The sequence below is a fragment of the Algoriphagus terrigena DSM 22685 genome (assembly GCF_000429445.1).
GTDB lineage: Bacteria > Bacteroidota > Bacteroidia > Cytophagales > Cyclobacteriaceae > Algoriphagus > Algoriphagus terrigena.
Genome location: NZ_KE386904.1, coordinates 416,463 through 438,870 on the forward strand (window position 1 = coordinate 416,463; position 22,408 = coordinate 438,870).

The window sequence follows — 22,408 nt, forward strand, 5'->3', positions numbered from 1 at the left end:
CACTTTGTGGATTTTTCGCCTTCCCGGGGAATCTGAAACGTCATATTTTTCAAAAACCTTGATCAGCACGGGAAACAAACTGAGTCCCACAAAAAATGAGGCGAGAAATGAAAAAAGGAATGGCATGGAACGTGATTTAGTTCAGAAAGATTTGAGGCTGGAATAGTTGGGGCAAAAATTGAACCTATATTTTTTGAAAGCAATAAAGACAATAAAAAGGTCTCCCTTAAATTGAAAGTGTTCCTTCTCGGACCCTCTTCCCAAATGTCTTTCAAAAATAGCTTTTTTCGACAACATCCTAAGTTTTTAAAGTAAATTCAAATCGATAAAACCCTACCATAGCGATATCTACGTCTGCGCCCTTTTCCTATAAACTAAGTTTTTTAATGTATCTCAGTTCTTTTACGTATCCAAAAGCGAAGTATTCTCGCCAAACTTCGGGGAAAATTGGCAGCACTTCCATAACGAAAAACTAAAAGAAAACGCTACAAATAAATTGGATAAAAATCTTCATCAGGAAGGCAACATTTTTTTTCATTTTCTTTCCAAAAAGCATACAAATCTAAATCTGGTTCTAATTTTGTTGCCTGCACCAGAGACAATCCAAAAATGAAGTACCGACCTATACTTTTCCTGCTATTTTTACTTACGTTTAGTTCGGGATTCTGTCAGACAATCCCTCTTGGATTTCCCGTTTTAAATGAGTACTTGAGAAGAGAGCAGATCCTTGGGAATTTAAATCCTGATTTCTCATTCAACTATAGACCGATTTTGGTAGAAAAGGCCTTTCCGGAGTTGAATTCACTCTTCGTAAACGACTCCTCAAGCAAAAAAGCGAATCTAGGAAAGAAGTTGTTCAAGGAACTCAAAATCGGTCTCCTTCCCGTACAATCAACAATAATTTACAACGCCAAACGACCATACGGATGGGGAAATGGAGCTGCGGTTCCGTCAAAAGGTGGTCAAGTATTGGTCTCTGCGGGCACATTTTTGAAATGGGGTCCGCTTCGCATGCAGTTATATCCTCAAGTTTATTATGCCCAAAATTTGCCGTTTCAAGAATATCCAAAAAACGCACCCTCAGCTTATTTCCAGGCAATACGTAATGATGTGATTGGCACAGATAAACCGGTAAGATATGGGACTGGCAGCATAAAAAAATTCTTGATTGGAGATTCAAATATCATGTTGGATTTTGGAAGTTTTGCTGCAGGAGTGTCAACTGAAAATGTCTGGTGGGGGCCAGGCACCTCTACGGCACTTTTATTAAGTGATAACGCGGAAGGATTTCTTCATGCCACTATTAAAACCACAAGACCAGCTAAAACGTTCTTGGGCAATTTTGAAGGAGAGTATTTTGCAGGAAGTCTAGAGGGATCCGAACTGCCATATTTCAGCGACGGATATCTTGATGGCCGTCTGGGAGGAAACAGGGACGATGAAAGCTTCCGCTACTTTACAGGACTTTCCATAACTTATTCACCAAAATGGGTTAATGGCCTTTCAATCGGGGGTGCTAGAACTTTTCAGGTGTACGAAAAAGACATGGGTAATAATTTCAGGGCATGGTTCCCCCTGCTTGATCCGTTGCCCAAAGACGGAGTTGGAAATATAGAAAACATTAAACTTCGTGAAGATCAACACTTCTCACTATTTTTCAGGTGGTTTATTCCAAAGATTCAATTTGAATTTTATGGTGAATTCATGAAGAATGATCATAATTTTAATTGGAGAGACGTCATCATGAATCCTGAACACTCCAGGGGATACATCCTAGGATTCACAAAATATGTGACACTCCCTAAGTCAAATAATTTCCTGGAATTACATATGGAAATGATTCAAACCCAAAATTCTATTAATCGGTTGATTCGTTATTCAGATATAGACAGAGGTATCAATATCTATTATAATGGACAAGTAACGCATGGTTTAACCAACAAAGGACAAGTTCTTGGAAGTGGATTGGGATTGAGTGGAAATCTTCAAAAAATTTCAATTAGCAAGGTAAACGAAAAAAATAAAATCGGAATTCAGGTTTCGAGACTCGTGTACGATCCACATTCCCAATTGTTGGGTAGCGTGTTTGGGCTGGACATGAGACCGTGGGTTGATTTTTCCGGCGGCATTATAGGAAACTACTCCTTTAACAATCACCTATTATTTTCAGGAGGGTTGAATGGAATCCTAACTTTAAATGAAAACTGGCTAGTTTCCGATACCATAGATCCAAATATATTCGGAGAAAAAAGTCCCGTTAGTTCGAACTTCAACTTCGAATTGAAGATAGCCTATATTTTCTAGCACCTTAGTTCAGGCGGTGCAATAGCTGAGAGAGTGGCGGCGAAATAATTGACCTTGCTCTCCTCCTCTTCAGATTTGCAAGTGAGAGCTCTGCTAGAAGAACCGATTTTCTTCTTCAAATCCGCTTCGAGTTTTCTTAAAATTTTCCAGGGAAAATCTTCAGCTATTTTTCGAGATCTAAAAAAAAGTCTCCCATTTGTGGGAGACTTAGTACTCTATTTATCCAAGCCAAACTTGTCGATTTTGCACCCTCTACTTGCTTCGCGCACCTCTCAAAAATATATTTCTGAAAATCAGAAAGAAATACTTTATATCTGTAGTAATCGGATTTCGACTATATAATTCAAGGTATTTCCGCTCAGAGGCCATTATTTCCTCTAACGTCTTAGGCATATCAGCATAAAAAGGTGGAACTAACCCTGGCTTAGTCTCAGTCCGCATTTTTTGAAGTTCTGGAGAATATAGAGAAAAATAATGTCTGCTCAATGGTCTCACTCCAATAAGTTTCATCTCCCCCTTCAATAAATTCCAGATCATTGGCAATTCATCAATCCAAAACTTTCTAAGGAATCTACCCAGAGGGGATATTCTAAAGTCATCTTTAAATTTCCCTCCCTCATCTAGCTGATTATTTTTGTAGATGTAATCCTGGAGATATTCCGCATAAGGGTACATCGTCCTCAATTTGAAGACCTTAAAGATCTTGCCATCTTTCCCTATCCTACGCAATCTAATCAAAGGTCCATAGGTTGGACTCGTATCAAATGCCGGCCTTTCAGTCTTTCTCGCAACAAAGTAAAGAATGTCGTTGTGAGCCCATTCATCCAAAACCTCAAAACCACAGGAATACAGTCTACCAAATGTCTCAGCCCGGGAGAGCATTCTATTCTTACCTTTTGTCAGGTAAAAGTAGATCTTTTGAGTGTATTTCACCTTAGGTAGGATCCGATGAAAAAACGAGTCAACTAGATAGGCCCCATAATTAACAGGGAACGCATATTTCCTGAGTAACCTTTTCTTCCGGCTCGCGTAAGTTTCCACCGAAGAAATGTACATTCCACCCGTTGGTATCTTATAGTTGACGGCCTCCAAAAACTTATTAATACGCCGGCTGCTGTTTATATTCCTCAAATTGACGATATTGGTATACTCATCCTCAATCTTGTAGATGTCAAAATTCCCTGAAGAAGCCAAAAAATAGGTGTTTTTCAAATCTTTGCCTAAATGTCGGGCGTAGAATGAAACTACCTCTTTATCTTTTTCTTGAAGAATAAGACCTTTCAAACGGTCTACCGAAATCAACGTTTCGTTAGAGGAAATTAATTCTTCAGAAATTAGCTCTTCCAAAAAAGAATCCGTAGTAAAAATGTTCATAAGACTTTTCTCTAAAATATCAAAAACAGTACCATTGAGATCATTTCCCCACATTCATTTCGAGTAAGTGGGATTTCTCAAACTTCAATTGCAAAAATTGGATTTTGACTACCATCGAACCTTGGATAAGTGCAAACAATAAGATGTTTTTTACGTAAACCTCGCGACCCCCACTGTTATCCAGTGCGGAATATCCCGACAGATTGGGGGTAATTCTCCACAAATTTGGAAAAAAAATCGGCAAGATCAATCTTCTCATCCAACATCCGCCGTCTCCTATCTTGGAAGATTTCTTTTCTATCACTCAAATTTAGCAGGAAATCTGTCTTTTCTAACAATTCAGAATGATTGCCTGGCCTAATTCCAAACCCTAATTCATACTTGTTCTCCAGTTCCTCTAGGTAACTTATTCTTCCCACGAAGTCATTGTATCTGATAAAAGGCACGCCTAATACTCCGGCCTCAGCTGCCATTGTCTGACTGTCGCCAATGTAAATTTGCGCAAAAGCCAAGACATGATGCATATCCAGCGGATTGATTCTCGTACGATAGTTTTCTAAATCTTGAGGAAGCTCAATCTCTGAAGTGACAAACACCTTGCCTTTGAGTTTTAATTTCGAAATCAAAACTCTAGCTAATTCCACATCAATGCCGGAAATTCCGGTATCGTGGTGGGCTTTTAATTTTGCAAACCTGACAATTGAATAATTATCATTGTGGGAAAAATACTGATCTACGATGGCCGGGTCAGCCTTAAAATGATTCGGATGAAGATAGGCAAGTTCATGATAGCCTTCGTACCCAATTTTCTTATCGACCCATTTGCCCACAGAGCAAACATTTGGAGAAAGAATATGATCTGCCCACGGATAAGCTAACCTTGCATATAAAGGGACGACTTCGGCATCGTCTTCGTTTACATTGATCGATGGTATTCCGAGTAGCTTCCCGACGTGGGAAATTGCCACCGATGTACCAATCAGCAGATCAGGACGATTTGCCAAACAATGAATCAAGAGTTTGAAATCTTGTTTAAGTTGTCCAATAGCAATACCGAATTTTGAATCTTTCCTCCCGTCCGGCAGAATATTTTTAAAATCAAGGTCCGCATTTACCAAGAGATCTTCTAGAATGTCCTTCTTTTTAATAAGTATCTCGACCTGAAGCCCCTTGGATTTCAGGTAAAGTATTGTATTTTTAAAAAGATGAAAATGAGCGGGGTGCCCCAGATGGAATAAATATTTCATTGATCTTATACCTGAGTTAAATTTCCTCTACAATCTGCTAATTGCTTTCGTACAGCTTTTCGATAACATCTATAATTCGTCGGGAGGTCCCTCCATCCCAAAGCGGAATACCTTTATATTGTTTCCAATTACCCGTCATCATCCTCTCAAGGGCAGCAGCAACGGCATCAGGATCCGTACCTATCAACTCATTTGTCCCCAGATGGATGGTTTCAGCTCTTTCAGTAGTATCTCTTAGCGTAATGCAGGGGACATTCATTACAGACGCTTCCTCGGTTATACCCCCAGAGTCGGTAACTACTCCTTTTGCATATTTTACCAAATAATTAAATTCCAGATACGATAAAGGTGCAGAAAAGTACAAGTTAGGATAGTCTATCCCCATGTTCTCCAAGATCTTAGCCGTTCTCGGATGGACCGGAAAGATTATAGGTAGATTATCCACGCCTGATGCGATGGTATGAATTAATTCCTTCAATCTTGATCCTTCGTCTACATTGGCTGGTCGGTGCATAGTCATCACCAAATACCTTTGAGAATCCAATGAATCATAAATATCCCCTGTAGGTCTGATCAATCTATCTTGATTGGCCAACAGCGTATCAATCATTGTATTACCTACAAAGTGGATGCGATCTTCCGACACTCCCGCATTCCTCAAATTGGTATTTGCAATTTCAGAAGTGGTAAAAAAATGGTCGGTAATACTATCTGTAACCATGCGATTGATCTCTTCGGGCATAGTGAGGTCACCGGAACGAATTCCTCCTTCTACATGAGCTACATCTATTTGCAGCTTTTTAGCCGCTATGGAACAGGCCAACGTACTGGTGACATCGCCTACCACTATCACCAAATCGGGGCGGTTATCCAAAAGCTCTTTTTCAAATGCGATCATTATTGATGCTGTTTGTTCGGCTTGTGTACCTCCTCCACCTCCCAGATTTACATCTGGAAGAGGAATGGTCAATTGATCAAAGAAATCACCGGACATTTTCTGATCATAATGTTGACCGGTATGGACAAGTCTAAAATCTAGTTCCCGGCCTTCACTTTTCCGGCTTTCTATTTGGTGAATCAGGGGCGCAATTTTCACAAAATTTGGCCTAGCACCAGCCACAATAGTAATTTTAATCATATTTTAAGTTCCTATATACTTAACTCACCTACTTAAACAAACTGGAAATGGAAAACACATTCATCTAAACTATTAATTCGATCGATCAAATATCCGCTTTAGATGAAACCTATTTATAAACAAGGCCAATTCCGGAGACACATTTTTAGGATATTTCTTTACTTGAGCAGTTAAATACCCCTTCAAAAAATAGTAGAATATAAACAGATTTAACTTTCGCGCAGATCTTACAGAAGCTCGAACAAATGCCAAAAATAAATTGCTACCATTGCAATAATTAGCAACCCCGAGTTTAAAACACAATTCTTTATAATTATAATCCGATGCAGCAGGCCGAAAATGCTTTACATCGACATCAAACACTTTTGTACCCCAACCAAAAAACATCGCAGTCATCTCATCCAAGCCATCCCAGCCAAGAACAGGCAAAAGTCCGCCAATTTGCTTGAAACAGTCAACTCGATAAGATTTCAATGCACCTCTAACGTGATAATTTGCTTGGGTGGTTTTTGTCCAACTTCCATTAGAAAGTTCAACTATTCGTCCGCCGGTAATGCCAATCGAACTGTTATACTGAAAAACATCAATGACTGTCTGAAAATAATTAAAAGGCAGCTCTAGATCTGCATCAATCTTACTGATAAAATAAAAATCCTCAATACTCAGGAAAGTCATCCCAAAGTTAAAGGCACTTATAACTTTAGTTCCTTGAACCTTAAAAGACCCGGATTCATTAAAAACATACAAAATATATGGAAATTTTTCCGAATATCGTTTAATTATACGGGCTGAATCATCTGTTGAATTATCGTCAACACAAACAACTAAAGAAGGAATCTTTGACTGATTTATAATTGATTCTAAAAAGCGCTCTAGAAACTTACCCTCATTGTAAACGGGGACAATGACACAAAACTTACAATCCATATCTAATAATTACGTTCTATCAAAACCAAAATAAGCCATAACAAAGAAATACATGTACGAACAGTAGTTAGTAAAAAGCCCTTGATCTGTAATAGTTTGCAAAATCAAGGTGGTAAATAAAACCAAGGAAATATAAAACTCACGTCCACGTCCCTGGGTTCGTAAAATTCCCAAAACCGGAAAAGAAAAAGGCACTAAACTTAGCATTAAAACAATAAATCCGTATTCTACAAAAATGAATGCCAGCGTTAAGTCAGTTATACTTGATATACCTTGTACAATCCCACCAGATGACATAAATCCAGATCCAAAGAAAAAGCTCTCGTAGTAGGCAAATATATTTGAAGAACGAGAAAGTGTAGATTCTTCAACAATTGAACTACCACTATCAAAATAATTGAATAAATAAAACACTCGCATAAGAGGGCTAGAAAAGTCTCCTCTCTCATAAAACTCGAGATTAAGCTTAGAAGAAATAACAGTAACAAAAATAGCTGCACATACAAAGCCAGTAAATACAAAGACTAGCCTCCTTCTATATATCAACAACATAAATCCAACTTGACAAAAAACAAAACTAACAAAAGAAGTCCGAATACCTGTATTTATTAGTGTAAAAACAAAAAGAATAAAGATCGTCCAAAATACAATTCTATTTATCTTTAACCTATAAGTCGTATATAGGTAGTAATAAAAGGGAACGAAAACAGCTAAAACGTTCCCCAAATTTGCAGGTCTTATAAATGTTCCAATCGCAGGATTACCTTTCAATATCTCCTCCGAAATAAGATTTACAAACTCTCCATTTTTATATATATATTCGATAACAAGAAAATATTTAATGGAAGGCATAAAAAGCTGAGCCAAGTAAAAACCAGATGTTAAAGTGAAAAAAATTAAAAGAAAATTGAAAACTGAAAAAAAACGATCCTCCTTTACCACTAATGAAGCTACAGAAAAAAACAAAAAAGAATGAAAGAAGTTCTTAAAATATCCAATAGATAAATAAATTGGATAAGAATAAATCCTTGAATGAAAATACATCAAAAAAAGAAAAGTAATAAGGAATAAGAAATAAAAACTTAAGAACTTTCGAAAGTGGTGTGGGAATTTAAAATAAAAGAAACACACACTAGAATATAAGTAAACTGTGTTTAACGTCCCAACTGAGCTATAATCATTGGGAAAAAACTTCAAAGTAAACCAAAGAAGGAAAAATTGGATTACAAATCCAAAAATCAAAATTTTATACGGTTTTTGAATAGAAAATACAAAACCCGCTACTACTAAAAAAAAGGGAATCAATCTCTCAGGATATTATGGTCGTCAAAATAAATATCTCTAAGAACTTCCAGATATTTTGGAAGAGTTTCTTCGCCGTCCAACAAAGAATCATAATTCGCAACGTAACTTCGAAGATACTCCATTTGAAACTCACTCAATATCCAATTCTGTTCATTTTTCAAAATATCAAAATCAATTAGGGTTTGAATTACAAATTCATCAGAAAAACCATAGGGATCTCCAGCATAACTGGAAGTTTCAATTTTAAAAGAATTAATCCCGGACAGTATTGCTTCAAAATGGATAAAACTAACCCCAGACAAATGGAGCCTTATTCGAGACAGGTACAACTCTAAAGGTTCAATATCAGGGTCACTAAAATCCTGAACATAACCACCAAATAACTCCTTTAATTTCAATTTCCTACCGGCACTAAACCCAGGATGAAATCTTACCACAATTCCAAACAAATTTGAAACAGAAATTGCCTTCAATATCCCTACAACTTTAAATTCATCATCTAGCAAATTCAAGCTAAGACCAATTAATCTAGAATCAGTTCTAGAGAATCGCAATCTAGCAATCTTATCAAACCTTACAGAACCCAATAGAAGAATGTTTGTTTTGGAGTCTCTGCTCTGAACCATGTATTTATCTTTTGATATTTCGCCATCAAGTAAGGCATAGTCAAAACTTAGCGGAGGAAACCTTTCAGAAATACCAGCATGCTGAAGATAAACAGTAAGGATACTCAGTTTTTTGGAGATAAACGTAAGGGTCCTATAATACGCCAAATGATCATTTGAAAAAATAACCACTTTGATATTACTATTAGACAGAATCTTATTCCAAATTCTCAAGTATCCAAATGTTATCCAAAATAGATGAAAGAAGGAAATCGCCACTCGCCTGTCATATCCTTTTAAGTTCCTCACCAACCCAATCAAATGAAAAAAGTAGGGTAAAGCATATAAATGAGCTAAAAATCTAGGAAAAGAGTTTCCCAAACTTGGACCAATAACGAGACATCTATCTAAACCTTCACTAATGGGAAGGATAACTTTATTGTTATTTTTTGAAGAACTAACAGCCAAATAAACTTCACTTTTTAATGCCGGCATCCTATATAACCCATTAAAAAGGGACTTAAAAAAAGAAGAAAAAAATAAACAAATCGGCTTAATTAAGTTGGAAGAATATCTCTGAGGAAACTTTTCAAGGATCTGAAAATCCTCTTTTAGATTGTAGTTTAAATCTAGCAACTCGCTAAAATTTAGAAATCTAAAAATATCTTTGTTCATGAACCAACTTAAAGTAATGATCTTTATTTCTATATTTAAAGACTCTCGCAGGATGACCACCCGCGATGGCTAAATCAGGAATGTTATTAACAACTACACTTCCGGCCTGAATGATAGCACCTTCTCCTATCGTGACACCAGCTAATATAATGACGTTAATTCCAATCCAGACATTATCCTTAATGACAACATTTTCCACTATATAACTATTGTCATATGGAATAGCAGCACCCCCATCAAAATTATGGTAATGTGTAAATATAATACATCCAGATCCAGAATGAAAATTATTACCTATATCACATCTACCCCTTCCAACTACTCGCAAGCCATTAAAATGAACATTTGAGCCGAGAAACGTATCCCTCGTTAAATATGTCGGACCATTAGCAAACAAAATTCCTAAAGAACCACCAATTGCCCGCCTAACCCTGTAAGTCCAATACTTTCGTCTGATTAAAAACCGTAATTTACTATACATATCTTTCTCTAATTTTCTTGGAAATCAAATAGCTCATTATATAATAAATCAAATTCACAACAAACACAGAATAGGCTGCTCCAGCTAAACCATAGTTAGAAATCAAATAGACAGATAAAGGAATATTGATTAGGGCCGTAAACAGCGTAATTGCAGTAATATAGTATGTCTTTTTTGAATAAAAAATAAAATTAACATGGATTTTATACAAACCAGAAAATCCAGTTGCAAGAGTCAAGGGGATAATAAACGAACGCGATGAAGAATATTCTTCCCCGAATAACATTCCGACGGCTAAATAACCAAATGCTGAAAGTGCAACCGTTACAAATATTACAATGGCATAGTAGATCCGAACCATCCGCAATATTTGAACATCCATACTTTGCCTGGGTTTGCTCAATTTTTCAAAAAGCGACGGAACATATGCTTTATTTAAAGCGTCGAAAAGTACTGTTCCAATAATATTAAACGTCGAGGCAATTCCAAAACTAGCAGTGTAAGAAGACCCCATTTTATTATTTACAACGACTCTATTGATGGTGGCTCCTGCCCAAGCTGATATTCTATGCAAAGAAATTGGAAATGAAATTCTCAGACCATCTAAGACGAATTTCTTCGCATCAATCAAACTCCATTTAAAAAGATCCCCCTTCATAAAGGAGAAAATACTATAAATTGCCGCGAATATATAACCCAAGAGATAACCCAATAGAATTCCTTTCCAACTAAGAGATGTGAAAACCACAAGTATTATTGAAAATGCACTTTTTAAGAGTGTTTGGATGATAGTGTACACTCCGAACTTAGAAACCTTTCTTTCATTTCTCCAAATAGCTTGTCTTAACTCACTAATGTACTGAAAGAATATTATCCCCAGCAAAATGTAGAATCCCTCTTCATAAAAACCTGAAATACTAGATAATTCATCAACAAAGACAATAGTAATAGTGGAAAAGAAAGAAAAAATAATCACGAAAACCATTAAACTTATTGTAAAATAAGAGGAGAACTTTTCCTTTGTTAGATTATAATAATTAAGAATTACTGAGTTTTGAAGGGATAGTGTTAGTATCGGAATAAAAAGCTGAACCAATGCTTGATATAGCACAAAAATTCCCATTGCCTCTTTAGAGATCACTCTTGTATAAACCGGGAGTAAAAGGAAGGGCATCAGCTTATCAAAAATATTAATTGTCGTGTATAGCGATGCCTCCCTAAACAACTTAGACTGCCTTAGTTTAGATATCACAGTAAATTCTTTTCAAGAAAAAATTCAGCAATTTTAAAATCCAAGTCCTCATCGATGTCGAGGGAAAATCTCTTATCCATGACGAATTTTCGAATCTTACTTGACAAATTTCTATTTTTTAAAAAATCCCTGCTATATATATATATAGCTCCATTTAACTCATAAACAGTAGGAAGATCCTGTCTTCTGGTATACGGAGCATCTAACATCTTTTTAAGCCACCCTTCCGGGGACTCTTCCACCAAAACAAAATAGGGATTTGATTTAGTCTCTATTACTGAATAAATGGCATCGCAGTTGCCGTCAAGTAATTTTAATGCTTCCACAATATGGTTTGAATTCCTAAACGGCGAAGTTGGCTGAAGCAATATTATAGTATCAGGAACGTAACCAAGTTGAAATTCGTAAAAATTAATCGCATGATCTATTACTTCCGCAGAACCCGCTAAATCTGTGGATAATTCGGTGGGCCTTAAGAAAGGAACTTTTAGGCCAGTTTTCTCAACAATATCTTTTATCTCAAGATCATCCGTAGATACACATATCACTTCATCTTTAAATACTGACCTTGCAGCCTCAATGGTATAATATATCAAAGGTTTACCTCCTAATAATTTTATATTTTTCCGAGGCACCCCTTTGGACCCTCCCCGGGCGGGAATTATTATCAATGGTTTCAATTTAAATTAATTTAAATAAGTAGGCTCTATTAAGAGATCTAAATGTACTGATAGAACAATAAAATTCATGCAATTTTCTCAGCATATACATTAAAATGAACAATCATACACTAAAACTAGATAATTAACCGATTTGCTGTAAAATAAATAAGAGCGGTATAATCAAAAAGTCAATAAACATGTTTTGCTAGTTCTTGAGCCTGTTTATAATCCACAGGATTACCAATATCTATCCAGAAGCCCAGTATTGGGTTATGAATTAACTTCCCGCCACCCTTAACTAACTCCCCCATTAGATCGGTGATATCGTAAAACTCATTTTTCGGAATTTGATGCACGAGTTCTTTTTTCAAGATGTAAATGCCGGCATTTGAATGATAAACATAGGAAGGCTTTTCTTTAAAATCCAGCACACGTGTATCTCTCGTTTCAAAAATCGCATAGGGTATGTCAACCTTATACTCTGTGGAAGCAACAGCCATATCTGCATTCTGTTCTATCAGCGCTAAATAGAGTTCTTCAAAGTCCACATCTGTAAACAGATCACTGTTCATCACCAAGATATGTTCTGTTTCAAAATGATCCACAAGAGATAAGGCGCCCGCTGTGCCCAGTGGTTTATCCTCTTTAATATACACTATCGTAATCCCCTTATTGCTTCCATCGCCAAAATACTGTTCAATCTGCTCGCCCAAGTATTTGACAGAGATGTATATCTTTTTTATTCCGAAAGAAATCAAGCGATCTATATTGTTCTCAATGATTGGTTTTTCACCCAAAGGCAACATGGGTTTAGGAATGGTATCCGTTAGTGGGCTTAGCCGCTTTCCTCTACCACCGGCCATGATCATACATTCCAAGGGAAGTTGAGATTTTATGACTTCCAGATCGATGATTTTCACCAGTTTTCCAAATTCATCTAGAATAGGTAGAATTTTTATATCTCTTTTTCGAAATTGTTGGAGATCCAAAAATCCTTCACGTTTTCTTTCAAAAACAAAATCTCTGTTACAGATCTGACCAGTAGATATATACAAGTCAGCATTTTTAAGCAAAGATCTGCGAATATCGCCATCAGTCAAGGATCCTAATATGGTGTTGTCATCATCTACCACAAACAAGATCAGCCTGCTGATATGACTAATATACAGGATACCATTCAACTTTTGTAAGGCATCCAGAATTGTTTTACCCTTATGAATGAGTAAGTTCTCCAAATTCATTGTTAAAATTTTAGATTGAAAAATGCTTTCTTAATGTCTACCGAAGGTAGATCTGACAGTACTTTCATAATTTGATTTACAGTATCTCCATTTCCATAATGTTGCTTTTGATTCTTTATCCTATCCCGAAATTCAGTACTTAATCCCTTAATTATAGCAGCGGCTATCTCTGTTTCATTGGGAAGCGTATTAATTACACTTTCAGGCATGACTCTTCCTTTTTGTCTATCTCCAATATTAATAGTGGGCACATTAAAATAGGGGACTTCTAGAATTCCACTCGAAGAATTGCCGACAATCATGTCCATATACTGAATACAAGACAAATAGCGTAGTTGACCTAATGATCTAAACTCAATAGCAATCTCATTGTTCTCGGCTACGAATTGTGAGATCATGTGATTGATTATTCGTCCGTCCCTATCCGAGTTGGCATGGGTGAAAATAAAATGAGTTTCCTCAAGAGTCCTAAATACATTAAGTACAGCTTTGAATTGCTCTTCCGCGGAATTATTTTCTAAGGTAACAGGATGATAAGTGATTAATATATTTCTCTTGCTTAAATTAAATCCTATTGATTTTTCAAAATCTTCTCTACTCAATAATTTAAGGTTTCGAATTGAATCCAACCCAATGGCCCCGACATTAAACACCCTGTCAGGGTGTTCTCCCAATTGAATTATACGCTTTCGGTAGATCTCTGTCGAAGCAAAATGCAACGAACTCATCTTTGTAATGGCATGGCGAATTCCTTCGTCATAAGCTCCTTCTGTCGTTTCCCCGCCATGAATATGTGCTATGGGAATATTTGCGAACATTGCAGCTGTAGCTGCTGCCAACATTTCAGAACGGTCTCCCAGAATGAATATCAAATCTGGCTTCAATTCATCTATTGCATCGGCAAATCCTATCATAGCCAATCCAACAGATTTTGTTATACCAACTGCAGTATCTGAAGAAAGTAAACACTCTATTTTTTTTGCTATTGGGTAACCGTCTTTCTCAATCTCCTGTATAGTATAGCCGAACTCAGGCGAAAGGTGCATGGCAGTAACAATAAGTTGCAACTGATATCTGTTACCCCGAAAAATTTGATCGATAAGAGGTTTTAAAAGCCCAAACTCAGCTCTTGTCCCTGTGACGACGGCAATTTTTTTCACTTACTCTAAAACAATTAACTCTTCCGGTTCAAAATCTTTCATGGCAGTGGATCCCACTACCTCATCCCATCTCATAGGACTCACTCCTATACCAGGGCGCTTAACCCCCAGATTTGATTCGCTTAAAGTCTCACCCTTTCTAATAGGTTTCACAGCAATGATACTCTTACGTGCCACAAACTTATTTTTTATTTCAGATGAAGAGGGTTCTTTGATTCCTGATCCGGAAATAGCTCTTTCTATATTTCGAATCGTCCTAACCATCTCTTTCAGCTCAGCCGGCTCTAAAGAAGCCCTGTGATCCGGTCCCGGCAAATTTCGATCAAGAGTAAAATGCTTTTCAATAACAGTTGCACCCAAAGCCACAGCTGCAATAGGAACCTCGATTCCTAATGTATGGTCAGAATACCCTATTTTAACATTCAATTTCCTTCCAATGTCATTCATTGCTCTAAGATTGACATCTTCCATAGGCGTTGGATACTCAGTATTACAATGGACTACGGTAATATCGCTTTTTGCAATGCCTCCATCAAGTAGAACTTCGAAAGCTTCTTGGACTTCACCCATGGACGCCATGCCGGTTGACATAACTACTGGCTTATTAAAACTCGCAATCTTACGCAAATAAGGAAGATTTGTAATTTCCCCAGAAGGAATCTTAAAAAGGTCTATCCCAATATTATATAAAAACCCTAAACTATCAAGATCAAAACCGGTGGAAAGGAACTTGATTGACTTTGATTTACAATAAGAAATTAGCTCTAGATGTGCATCTTCAGACAATTCCAATTTTTTCAGCATCTCATACTGAGAATCTGTATTGCCAGTGTTGGAATTTTGGTAATCCGCGCGACCGGCAGATTTGGTTACCAATTTTGACGCTTTAAAAGTTTGAAACTTTACATAATCTGAGCCGGACTCAGCAGCAGCATCAATAAGTTTTTTAGCTTGTTCAATATCCCCATTGTGGTTGACACCTGCTTCCGCAATTATAAGCACTCTGTTAATCATATTATTCTGCCTGGATTTCCAACTATTTTTTGATGATCTTCAATATCTTTTAACACTACCGAACCCGCTCCAATGACAACGTTTTTTCCAATTCGAACCCCTTGTTTGATCACAGCATTTGCACCTATAAAACTTAGATCACCTACTCTTACATTCCCCGCTAAAACGGCTCCTGGAGCTATATGTACGGCATCGCCAATCACACATTCATGCTCTACTATGGCACCAGTATTGACAATACAAAGGTCGCCAACTTTTGCTAATGGATTAATAGAAACGTTCTTGGAGATAAAATTCCCAAAGCCCATAATACAGGTTTTTGAAATGGAACTGGTTGGATGAATGACGTTTAGAAGCTTTCTTTTCTTTGATAGAATATAGTCTGCAATCCTTTTCCTCACTTCATTGCTACCAATTCCAAGAATGTAATTCTTGTCAGTTTCCCACTCATCAAAGTCATCATCCATTTCATTTCCCAAATATTTCAAGTCAAATGGGTTTAAAACGCTTTTTCTGAGCTCGATGTAGCCTGTTAGTTGCAAGCCTGACAGAAAAGCCGCCTCGGCCACAACAAACCCATGGCCCGAATACCCAACCAACGTCACTTCCCTATTTGACACTACTCGGAATATTGACGATACGTTCTTCCAAAAACTCCGCGTTCTGCTGCTCATCCCGTATGCAGGACTTATACATAGGTAATTTATACAACAATTGCCATATTGGACGGGTCATTACCTTTGAGTCGTTCGTCTCCTTCAAGAAAGAATCCCTTTCCATTCTATCTTCTAGCTCAACGCACATTAACCAATAATTTGCCTTTGTATTAGGTCTCTCAGTACGGAATTTAATGTCTTGCGCCTTGAAAAAATGGTCATACTCTTCTGCTAGTTTTCTTTTTTCGGATAGAAAACAATCTAACTGTTCCAATTGAGCGCAGGCAAGGGCGGCATTAAGATTGGGCATCCTGAAATTATAGCCCAATTCATCATGATAATATTCAAAGGGGTGCGGCTTTTTGGCAGTAGTTGTCAGATATTTGGCTTTTTCACCCAGGGATAAAGAACTACTTACTATTGCCCCTCCGCCCCCGCAAGTGGCTATTTTGTTTCCGTTAAAAGAAAACACGCCAATATCGCCAAAGCTACCTGTTGGTTTTCCGTGAAATTCACTACCCAAAGACTCAGCTGCATCTTCAACTAGAGGGATTCCCCACTTTTTGCAAACAACTACCAATTCATCGATTCGAACTGGGAAACCGAAGGTATGCATAGGCAGGCATGCTGCAATTCTATTTCCGGTCCGTTTGTTATAGCACCCATCCTCGCGAAGTTCACCAAACTCTTCAAGGAAATTACTGACTGCAGTCGGAGAAAGCCCCATTGTATCACGATCCACGTCCAAAAAAACCGGGTGAGCAGCGTTATATGCGATAGCATTTGCTGTCGCAACAAAAGTTAAGGCTTGTGTGAGTACTTCGTCCCCCGCCTTAACACCGACAAGTCTTAAAGCTACTTGTATTCCAGAGGTACCGTTAACTACTGCAACTGCTTTTGACGTTGCCGTAATCTGCTGCATCATTTCTTCAAATTTATCCACATATGCGCCCACTGAAGAAACAAAGGTAGAATCTATTGTATCGTTAAGGTATTTCTTTTCATTACCCCGAAAACGGGGCTCATGCAACGGTATAAATTTGCTCGTATTGAAGCTCTCGCGAACAAAACGAATCGTTTCCTGAAATTTGTTCATCACATCTTAGAATCTAAGTATTTACCAGTTTCCTTATGCCCAAAATCCGGAATCATAACATGAAAAAGGTCAACGATATCTTCTTTTTCCCATTCTCCTTCATTTCTTAGATTCGAAATTTTCTCCTCAAATAATTCAAGTTTACTTCTCTCTATCGTCAATGGGTTTTTGATTACACCTAGATTATCGAAGCTATTTAAATCCAGGGTTTCCTGGTCAGTATAAAACTCTTCAAAATCTTTTTCACCTGTAGTATCACTTTTGGTAAAATAACAAGGCCACTTTTTTTCCTCAGTCAATGGATTGACCAATTGCCTCGCCTCTTCTTCCGAGTGGCATAAGTAAGCTTCGTACCCCAATTGCTCCAAATACTTAATAGCTATGTCAGCAAAGGAAATTAAATGGAGGCTTTCGCTTAATTTTGGAAAAAATATATCCCGGTTTTCACCAAACAGACACGACATCAGACACAGTTCCCCGGACTCCTGCGGGGTAACGAAATAGCGCTTTATGTCTGATGGGGCTACGATTGGCTGTCGCTTCTGAATACGCTGGTTAAATCCGTGAAGTAAAGAACCATCAGAAAAAGCCACATTGGCAAAGCGGGCTGTCGATATGCTAATATCTTCACTTCGCCTCATGAGGAACATCTCCATGATCCTTTTAGAAGCTCCCATCATATTCACCGGGTTTGCGGCTTTGTCTGTGGAGACACAAAAATACTTTTTAACGCCATTTTTGATTGACTGACTAAGCGTTTTATCAGTATTAAAAACATTTACCTCTATCATCCTCATTAGGGTGAAAGGGTCTTTCTCACTCCTAACATGCTTCAATGCAGATAGATTGAGGACATAATCATACTTACCATCAGCTTTTATGAACGCGTCATATTCCACAGAGCCAATATCGAGAGCGAAGGTCTTAAATTCTCCATCGATGTAACCGAAAGAGCTCCGAATGTCGCGAACTAATTCGACCATGTTATTTTCACTGATGTCCACGACATGAAGTTTCAATGGATTTCTTTTAAAAATCTCCTTAGTTACAGCCTGTCCGATAGATCCGGCACCGCCAAGGACCAAAAATCGAGAATTTCCTACGATAGCAGAAATCTCAGGTTCTCTACTTAGAATATCCTTTTGAAACAACACTTCGCTCCTACCTATTAAACTAAGTAATCTCATTTACTGTTTTTTTGAAAAAGGGTGTTCTGTCAAAGGGCTTTTGGCTAAAGGATGATAATCACCTGTCAGTCCTATCGGTTCTGCATGTCTTATATTTTGGACTATTTCAATGCTTGGTCGAGCTTCCTCTAGACCAAATCCGTGTCCATCCAAGATATGCTGATAACTATGCGTATGTAATTCAGTGAATCCGTCGCTAAATTCGATTTCCGTCCCTTCCATTGTGAGCGACCGATATGTCCGCCCACCCCGAGCTTTCACCGCCTCCGGAAGCGTATCTGCGTTGATACTCAGAAACCATCTAACTCTTGCCCGCTCCAATTCAAAGTAGCCAGCGGCACGATCGTGGGTGTGTAAATGGACCACGTTTTGCTTCACCGCTCCAAATACCCAAGTCAGCATATCATAGAAGTGGACCCCTATGTTAGTGGCAATCCCTCCTGATTTACTTACATCCCCTTTCCAGGACGTATAGTACCAGTGGCCTCTTGATGTGATGTAGGCTAAGTCAATGTCATAAATCTTATCTTTGGGGCTCTCTTCGATCTGTTTTTTCAGCGCGATAATAGAAGGATGTAACCTTAGCTGAAGAATATTGAAGACCCTTGCTCCATGTTCCTTTTCTACTTCCGCCAAGGCATCAATATTCCAGGGATTGAGAACCAACGGCTTTTCACAGATTACATTCGCCCCCACCCGTAACCCAAATCGGATATGTGAATCGTGCAGATAATTTGGAGAGCAGATACTTACATAGTCGATTGGGTTACTTGTGCGCTTCAATTTTTCTACGTGTCGGTCGAACCGTTCAAATTCAGTGAAAAAATCAGCATCCGGAAAATGGCTGTCCATCACTCCTACACTGTCAAACTTGTCATACGCAGCCAAAAGAACATTTCCGGTATCCTTTACCGCCTTCATATGTCGTGGTGCGATATATCCAGCAGCACCTATTAAAGCAAAATTCTTCATTGTCATGATTTTGTTACTTGGTTATTTTGGAGCAAGTACAGATCACCTGTCTCTGTGCATTTAGCACTACCCTGCTCATTAAAGATCAATTTGGAACCATATTCGCTCATCCAGCCGATTTGTTTTGCAGGATTGCCTACCATCAGTGCATAGGCTGGGACATTTTTAGTTATTACCGCGCCAGCACCGATAAATGCATAGGCACCAATATCGTGGCCACAGACAATTGTCGCATTAGCTCCAATAGTGGCACCCTTTCCCACATGGGTCTTGGCATACTCAGACTTGCGGTTCACCGCACTTCTTGGATTGATGACATTGGTAAATACCATAGAAGGGCCCAAAAACACATCATCTCCGCAGGTTACTCCGGTATAGATGGAAACGTTGTTTTGAACTTTGACATTACTTCCAAGTACTACCTCTGGAGAGATCACTACATTTTGACCGATATTACACCCCTTTCCGATCTTACAATTTGGCATGATATGGGAAAAATGCCAGATTTTTGTTCCCGCTCCGATTTCGCAGCCTTCGTCGATATAGGCACTTTGGTGCACGAAATAGTCCTTCATTTAAAATACCCTTTTACAGTTTCAATTATGTACTCTTGTTCCTCGGCTTTCATCTCCGTATGAATGGGAAGTGAAAGTACCTTCTCACACAATGATTCAGAAACCGGAAATTGTCCTCTTTTAAATCCGGCATCTTGGTATGCCTCCTGTAGATGCAGGGGGATAGGATAGTAAACCATCGATGGTACTCCCTTCTCAGCCAAATATGCTTTTAGATCATCCCTCCTATCTCCCTCTATCTGGACAGTATACTGATGGAATGCATGGGTAGAATTTGGCACCCTCACCGGTTTTTTAACATACTCATGGCCGAGAAATGCATTATCATATCTGTCAGCAACTTCATTTCTGGAGGCCGTATATCTATCGAGGTATTGAAGTTTTACATTCAAAATCGCGGCCTGCAGGGTATCTAGCCTGGAGTTAACGCCTACAATGTGATGATGGTATTTCTTCTTTTGGCCATGGTTAGCGATCATTCGGAGCTTCTCAGCTAAAGCCGCATCATTGGTGAACATCGCTCCTCCGTCCCCATAGCAACCCAAATTTTTGGAAGGAAAGAAAGAAGTTGTTCCTACATCGCCCATCGTGCCTGCCTGCATTTTCCGGCCATCGGAAAAAGTGTATTTGGCACCGATGGCCTGAGCGGTATCTTCGATAATCTTTAGATTGTGTGTCTTAGCAAACTCCAAGATAGCTTCCATATTAGAGCATTGTCCATAAAGATGAACAGGCACTATTCCCACGGTGTTGGATGTCAACTTTGACTTGAGTTGGGCAACATCCATACCGTAAGTATCCGGATCTACATCGATAAAAACAGGTTTAAGTCCCAGCAATGCGATGACCTCGGCGGTTGCAACGTATGTGAACGCAGGAACTATTACTTCTTGACCGGGCTGGAATCCCAAGCCCATCATCGCGATCTGTAGCGCATCCGTTCCATTGCCACAGGTAATTACATATTTGGCGCCCGTATATGCTGCTAAAGCATCAGAAAATTCTTTCACCTGGGGACCATTTATAAAAGCGGTCTCATTAATTACTTCTTGGATAGCATCATCTATCTTGTCTTTTATTCTGTCATATTGGGACTTCAAGTCCACCATCTGGATCTTTTCCATATTGTTAAAGCCTTGAATCCACCAATTCTTTTTTCAAAACCGATTTCACATCAAAAACAACACAATTACTTGAAGCCTGGATTGGCCAAGATTTGAATTCTTTGTGGGCCACAGCCAGAATAACTGCCGAATAATCCTCAAGATCGGGCTTTTCCCCTCCATTGATCACATCAATGCCATACTCGTGCTTTACCTCTGCTGGATTCGCCCACGGATCGTAGACGCAGACATCCATATCGAACGACTTCAACTCATTATAAATATCGATCACCCGGGTGTTTCGGACATCGGGACAATCCTCCTTAAAGGTAAAACCCAAGATCAGCACCTTAGAATCGATCACCTTTAGGTCCTTCCGCATCATGTGTTTGATCGTCTCCGTAGCCACATGCTTGCCCATGGAATCATTGAGACGGCGACCAGCGAGGATAATCTCTGGATGGTATCCAACCTCCTGGGCCTTTTGGGCTAGATAAAACGGATCTACCCCGATGCAGTGGCCTCCCACCAATCCCGGACGGAAGGGAAGAAAATTCCATTTCGTTCCTGCAGCCTCCAGTACCTCCTGGGTATCAATCCCAAGAAGGTTAAAGATCTTGCTCAGCTCATTCACAAAGGCGATGTTGATATCCCGTTGGGAGTTTTCTATGACCTTCGCTGCCTCGGCAACTTTGATACAAGAAGCCTTATGGGTGCCTGCTGTTATGACGGCTTTATAGAGCTGATCCACATATTCCGCTACTTCGGGTGTGGAGCCTGAGGTTACCTTTAAGATCTTGGTAACGGTATGTTCCTTGTCTCCCGGGTTGATCCGCTCAGGAGAATAGCCTGCAAAGAAGTCTTCGTTATACTTCAATCCGGAGACTTTCTCCAGTACCGGGATACATTCTTCCTCTGTAACCCCGGGATAGACAGTCGATTCATAGATCACTACATCTCCTTTCTTCAGGATTTTCCCGATTGCTTCCGAGGCCTTTAGCATGGGTGTAAGAACCGGGCGGTTGTGCTTGTCCGTCGGGGTTGGCACTGTCACGACGTAGATATTGGCAGAGGAAATCGGCAAAACAGCATCAGTAATCAGCAGTCCTTTTCCTTTGTCGTCCAGGTCCAGTGAACTCTTGACCAAGACCGACTGTAAATGTGCATCTTCAACTTCCAGGGTCCGGTCGTGGCCCTTTTGCAACTCATCGACACGCTTAGGATCGATGTCATAGCCGACGGTTCTGAATTTCTCTGCAAAAGCAGCCGCCAGTGGCAGTCCCACATATCCGAGACCGATGATGGCTATTTTACTGTTTTCTAAGTTAGTAAGCATTTAAAAGTTGGTTTGTTAATCGTAATGTAATGGTTAAATGTAAAATCGTTAAAGGTTATTTGTAAAGGTTTTATTCATCGCGATTACCCTCACTGGCA

20 protein-coding genes are annotated in these 22,408 nt (G+C 38.8%); 1 reads left to right on the forward strand and 19 read right to left on the reverse strand.

Features of this window, described 5'->3' with window-relative positions:
• Positions 1–609: 609 nt before the first annotated feature.
• Positions 610–2,304: a capsule assembly Wzi family protein gene (locus G459_RS0125675; protein WP_026970141.1), complete on the forward strand. Its 1,695-nt coding sequence runs from the start codon at positions 610–612 to the stop codon at positions 2,302–2,304.
• Between the two features lie 252 nt (positions 2,305–2,556).
• Here the strand turns inward: G459_RS0125675 and G459_RS30515 are convergent, their stop codons facing one another.
• From G459_RS30515 to G459_RS0125770, 19 genes are all read right to left on the reverse strand, one after another.
• A complete protein-coding gene (locus G459_RS30515; protein WP_051315437.1) occupies positions 2,557–3,732 on the reverse strand; it encodes a sugar transferase in 1,176 nt (391 codons plus the stop codon).
• A 122-nt stretch (positions 3,733–3,854) separates the two neighbouring features.
• Positions 3,855–4,925, reverse strand: a complete 1,071-nt coding sequence (locus G459_RS28605) for a DUF354 domain-containing protein (RefSeq protein ID WP_051315438.1) — start codon at positions 4,923–4,925, stop codon at positions 3,855–3,857.
• Positions 4,926–4,962: 37 nt separating this feature from the next.
• Positions 4,963–6,063 carry a non-hydrolyzing UDP-N-acetylglucosamine 2-epimerase gene (gene wecB, locus G459_RS0125690; protein ID WP_026970143.1) on the reverse strand — a complete coding sequence of 367 codons (1,101 nt, stop codon included), beginning with the start codon at positions 6,061–6,063 and terminating at the stop codon, positions 4,963–4,965.
• 72 nt (positions 6,064–6,135) lie between these two features.
• Entirely contained in the window at positions 6,136–6,990 is an 855-nt protein-coding gene (locus tag G459_RS0125695) for a glycosyltransferase family A protein (RefSeq protein ID WP_026970144.1), read from the reverse strand.
• 9 nt (positions 6,991–6,999) lie between these two features.
• Positions 7,000–7,857 (reverse strand): hypothetical protein, encoded by an 858-nt coding sequence (locus G459_RS0125700; protein WP_157373460.1) that lies wholly within the window; start codon positions 7,855–7,857, stop codon positions 7,000–7,002.
• 434 nt (positions 7,858–8,291) lie between these two features.
• Positions 8,292–9,575 (reverse strand): hypothetical protein, encoded by a 1,284-nt coding sequence (locus G459_RS0125705; protein WP_026970146.1) that lies wholly within the window; start codon positions 9,573–9,575, stop codon positions 8,292–8,294.
• Positions 9,556–10,056, reverse strand: a complete 501-nt coding sequence (locus G459_RS0125710; protein ID WP_026970147.1) for an acyltransferase — start codon at positions 10,054–10,056, stop codon at positions 9,556–9,558. The genes G459_RS0125705 and G459_RS0125710 overlap by 20 nt, the downstream gene beginning before the upstream one ends.
• The gene (locus tag G459_RS0125715; RefSeq protein WP_026970148.1) at positions 10,049–11,308 is read right to left on the reverse strand and encodes a lipopolysaccharide biosynthesis protein; all 1,260 of its coding nucleotides are present in this window, start codon (positions 11,306–11,308) and stop codon (positions 10,049–10,051) included. Before G459_RS0125715 ends, G459_RS0125710 begins: the two co-directional genes overlap by 8 nt.
• A complete protein-coding gene (locus G459_RS0125720) occupies positions 11,305–11,988 on the reverse strand; it encodes an acylneuraminate cytidylyltransferase family protein (protein WP_026970149.1) in 684 nt (227 codons plus the stop codon). Before G459_RS0125720 ends, G459_RS0125715 begins: the two co-directional genes overlap by 4 nt.
• Before the next feature lie 170 nt (positions 11,989–12,158).
• Complete coding sequence (locus tag G459_RS0125725) at positions 12,159–13,211, reverse strand: nucleotidyltransferase family protein (RefSeq protein WP_026970150.1); 1,053 nt, start codon at positions 13,209–13,211, stop codon at positions 12,159–12,161.
• 2 nt (positions 13,212–13,213) lie between these two features.
• A complete protein-coding gene (gene neuC / locus G459_RS0125730; protein ID WP_026970151.1) occupies positions 13,214–14,371 on the reverse strand; it encodes a UDP-N-acetylglucosamine 2-epimerase in 1,158 nt (385 codons plus the stop codon).
• Complete coding sequence (neuB, locus tag G459_RS0125735; protein WP_281171909.1) at positions 14,372–15,385, reverse strand: N-acetylneuraminate synthase; 1,014 nt, start codon at positions 15,383–15,385, stop codon at positions 14,372–14,374.
• Complete coding sequence (locus tag G459_RS0125740) at positions 15,382–16,005, reverse strand: acetyltransferase (RefSeq protein WP_026970153.1); 624 nt, start codon at positions 16,003–16,005, stop codon at positions 15,382–15,384. The genes neuB and G459_RS0125740 overlap by 4 nt, the downstream gene beginning before the upstream one ends.
• The gene (locus tag G459_RS0125745; protein WP_026970154.1) at positions 15,995–17,137 is read right to left on the reverse strand and encodes a LegC family aminotransferase; all 1,143 of its coding nucleotides are present in this window, start codon (positions 17,135–17,137) and stop codon (positions 15,995–15,997) included. The genes G459_RS0125740 and G459_RS0125745 overlap by 11 nt, the downstream gene beginning before the upstream one ends.
• Positions 17,137–18,324, reverse strand: coding sequence for a UDP-N-acetylglucosamine 4,6-dehydratase (locus tag G459_RS0125750; protein ID WP_026970155.1), 1,188 nt, complete (start codon positions 18,322–18,324; stop codon positions 17,137–17,139). The genes G459_RS0125745 and G459_RS0125750 overlap by 1 nt, the downstream gene beginning before the upstream one ends.
• Positions 18,325–19,296, reverse strand: coding sequence for a Gfo/Idh/MocA family protein (locus G459_RS0125755; RefSeq protein ID WP_026970156.1), 972 nt, complete (start codon positions 19,294–19,296; stop codon positions 18,325–18,327).
• A gap of 2 nt (positions 19,297–19,298) precedes the next feature.
• Entirely contained in the window at positions 19,299–19,871 is a 573-nt protein-coding gene (locus tag G459_RS0125760; RefSeq protein WP_026970157.1) for an acyltransferase, read from the reverse strand.
• Positions 19,868–20,995, reverse strand: a complete 1,128-nt coding sequence (locus tag G459_RS0125765) for a DegT/DnrJ/EryC1/StrS family aminotransferase (protein WP_026970158.1) — start codon at positions 20,993–20,995, stop codon at positions 19,868–19,870. The genes G459_RS0125760 and G459_RS0125765 overlap by 4 nt, the downstream gene beginning before the upstream one ends.
• A 4-nt stretch (positions 20,996–20,999) precedes the next feature.
• The gene (locus G459_RS0125770) at positions 21,000–22,310 is read right to left on the reverse strand and encodes a nucleotide sugar dehydrogenase (protein WP_026970159.1); all 1,311 of its coding nucleotides are present in this window, start codon (positions 22,308–22,310) and stop codon (positions 21,000–21,002) included.
• Positions 22,311–22,408: the final 98 nt, after the last annotated feature.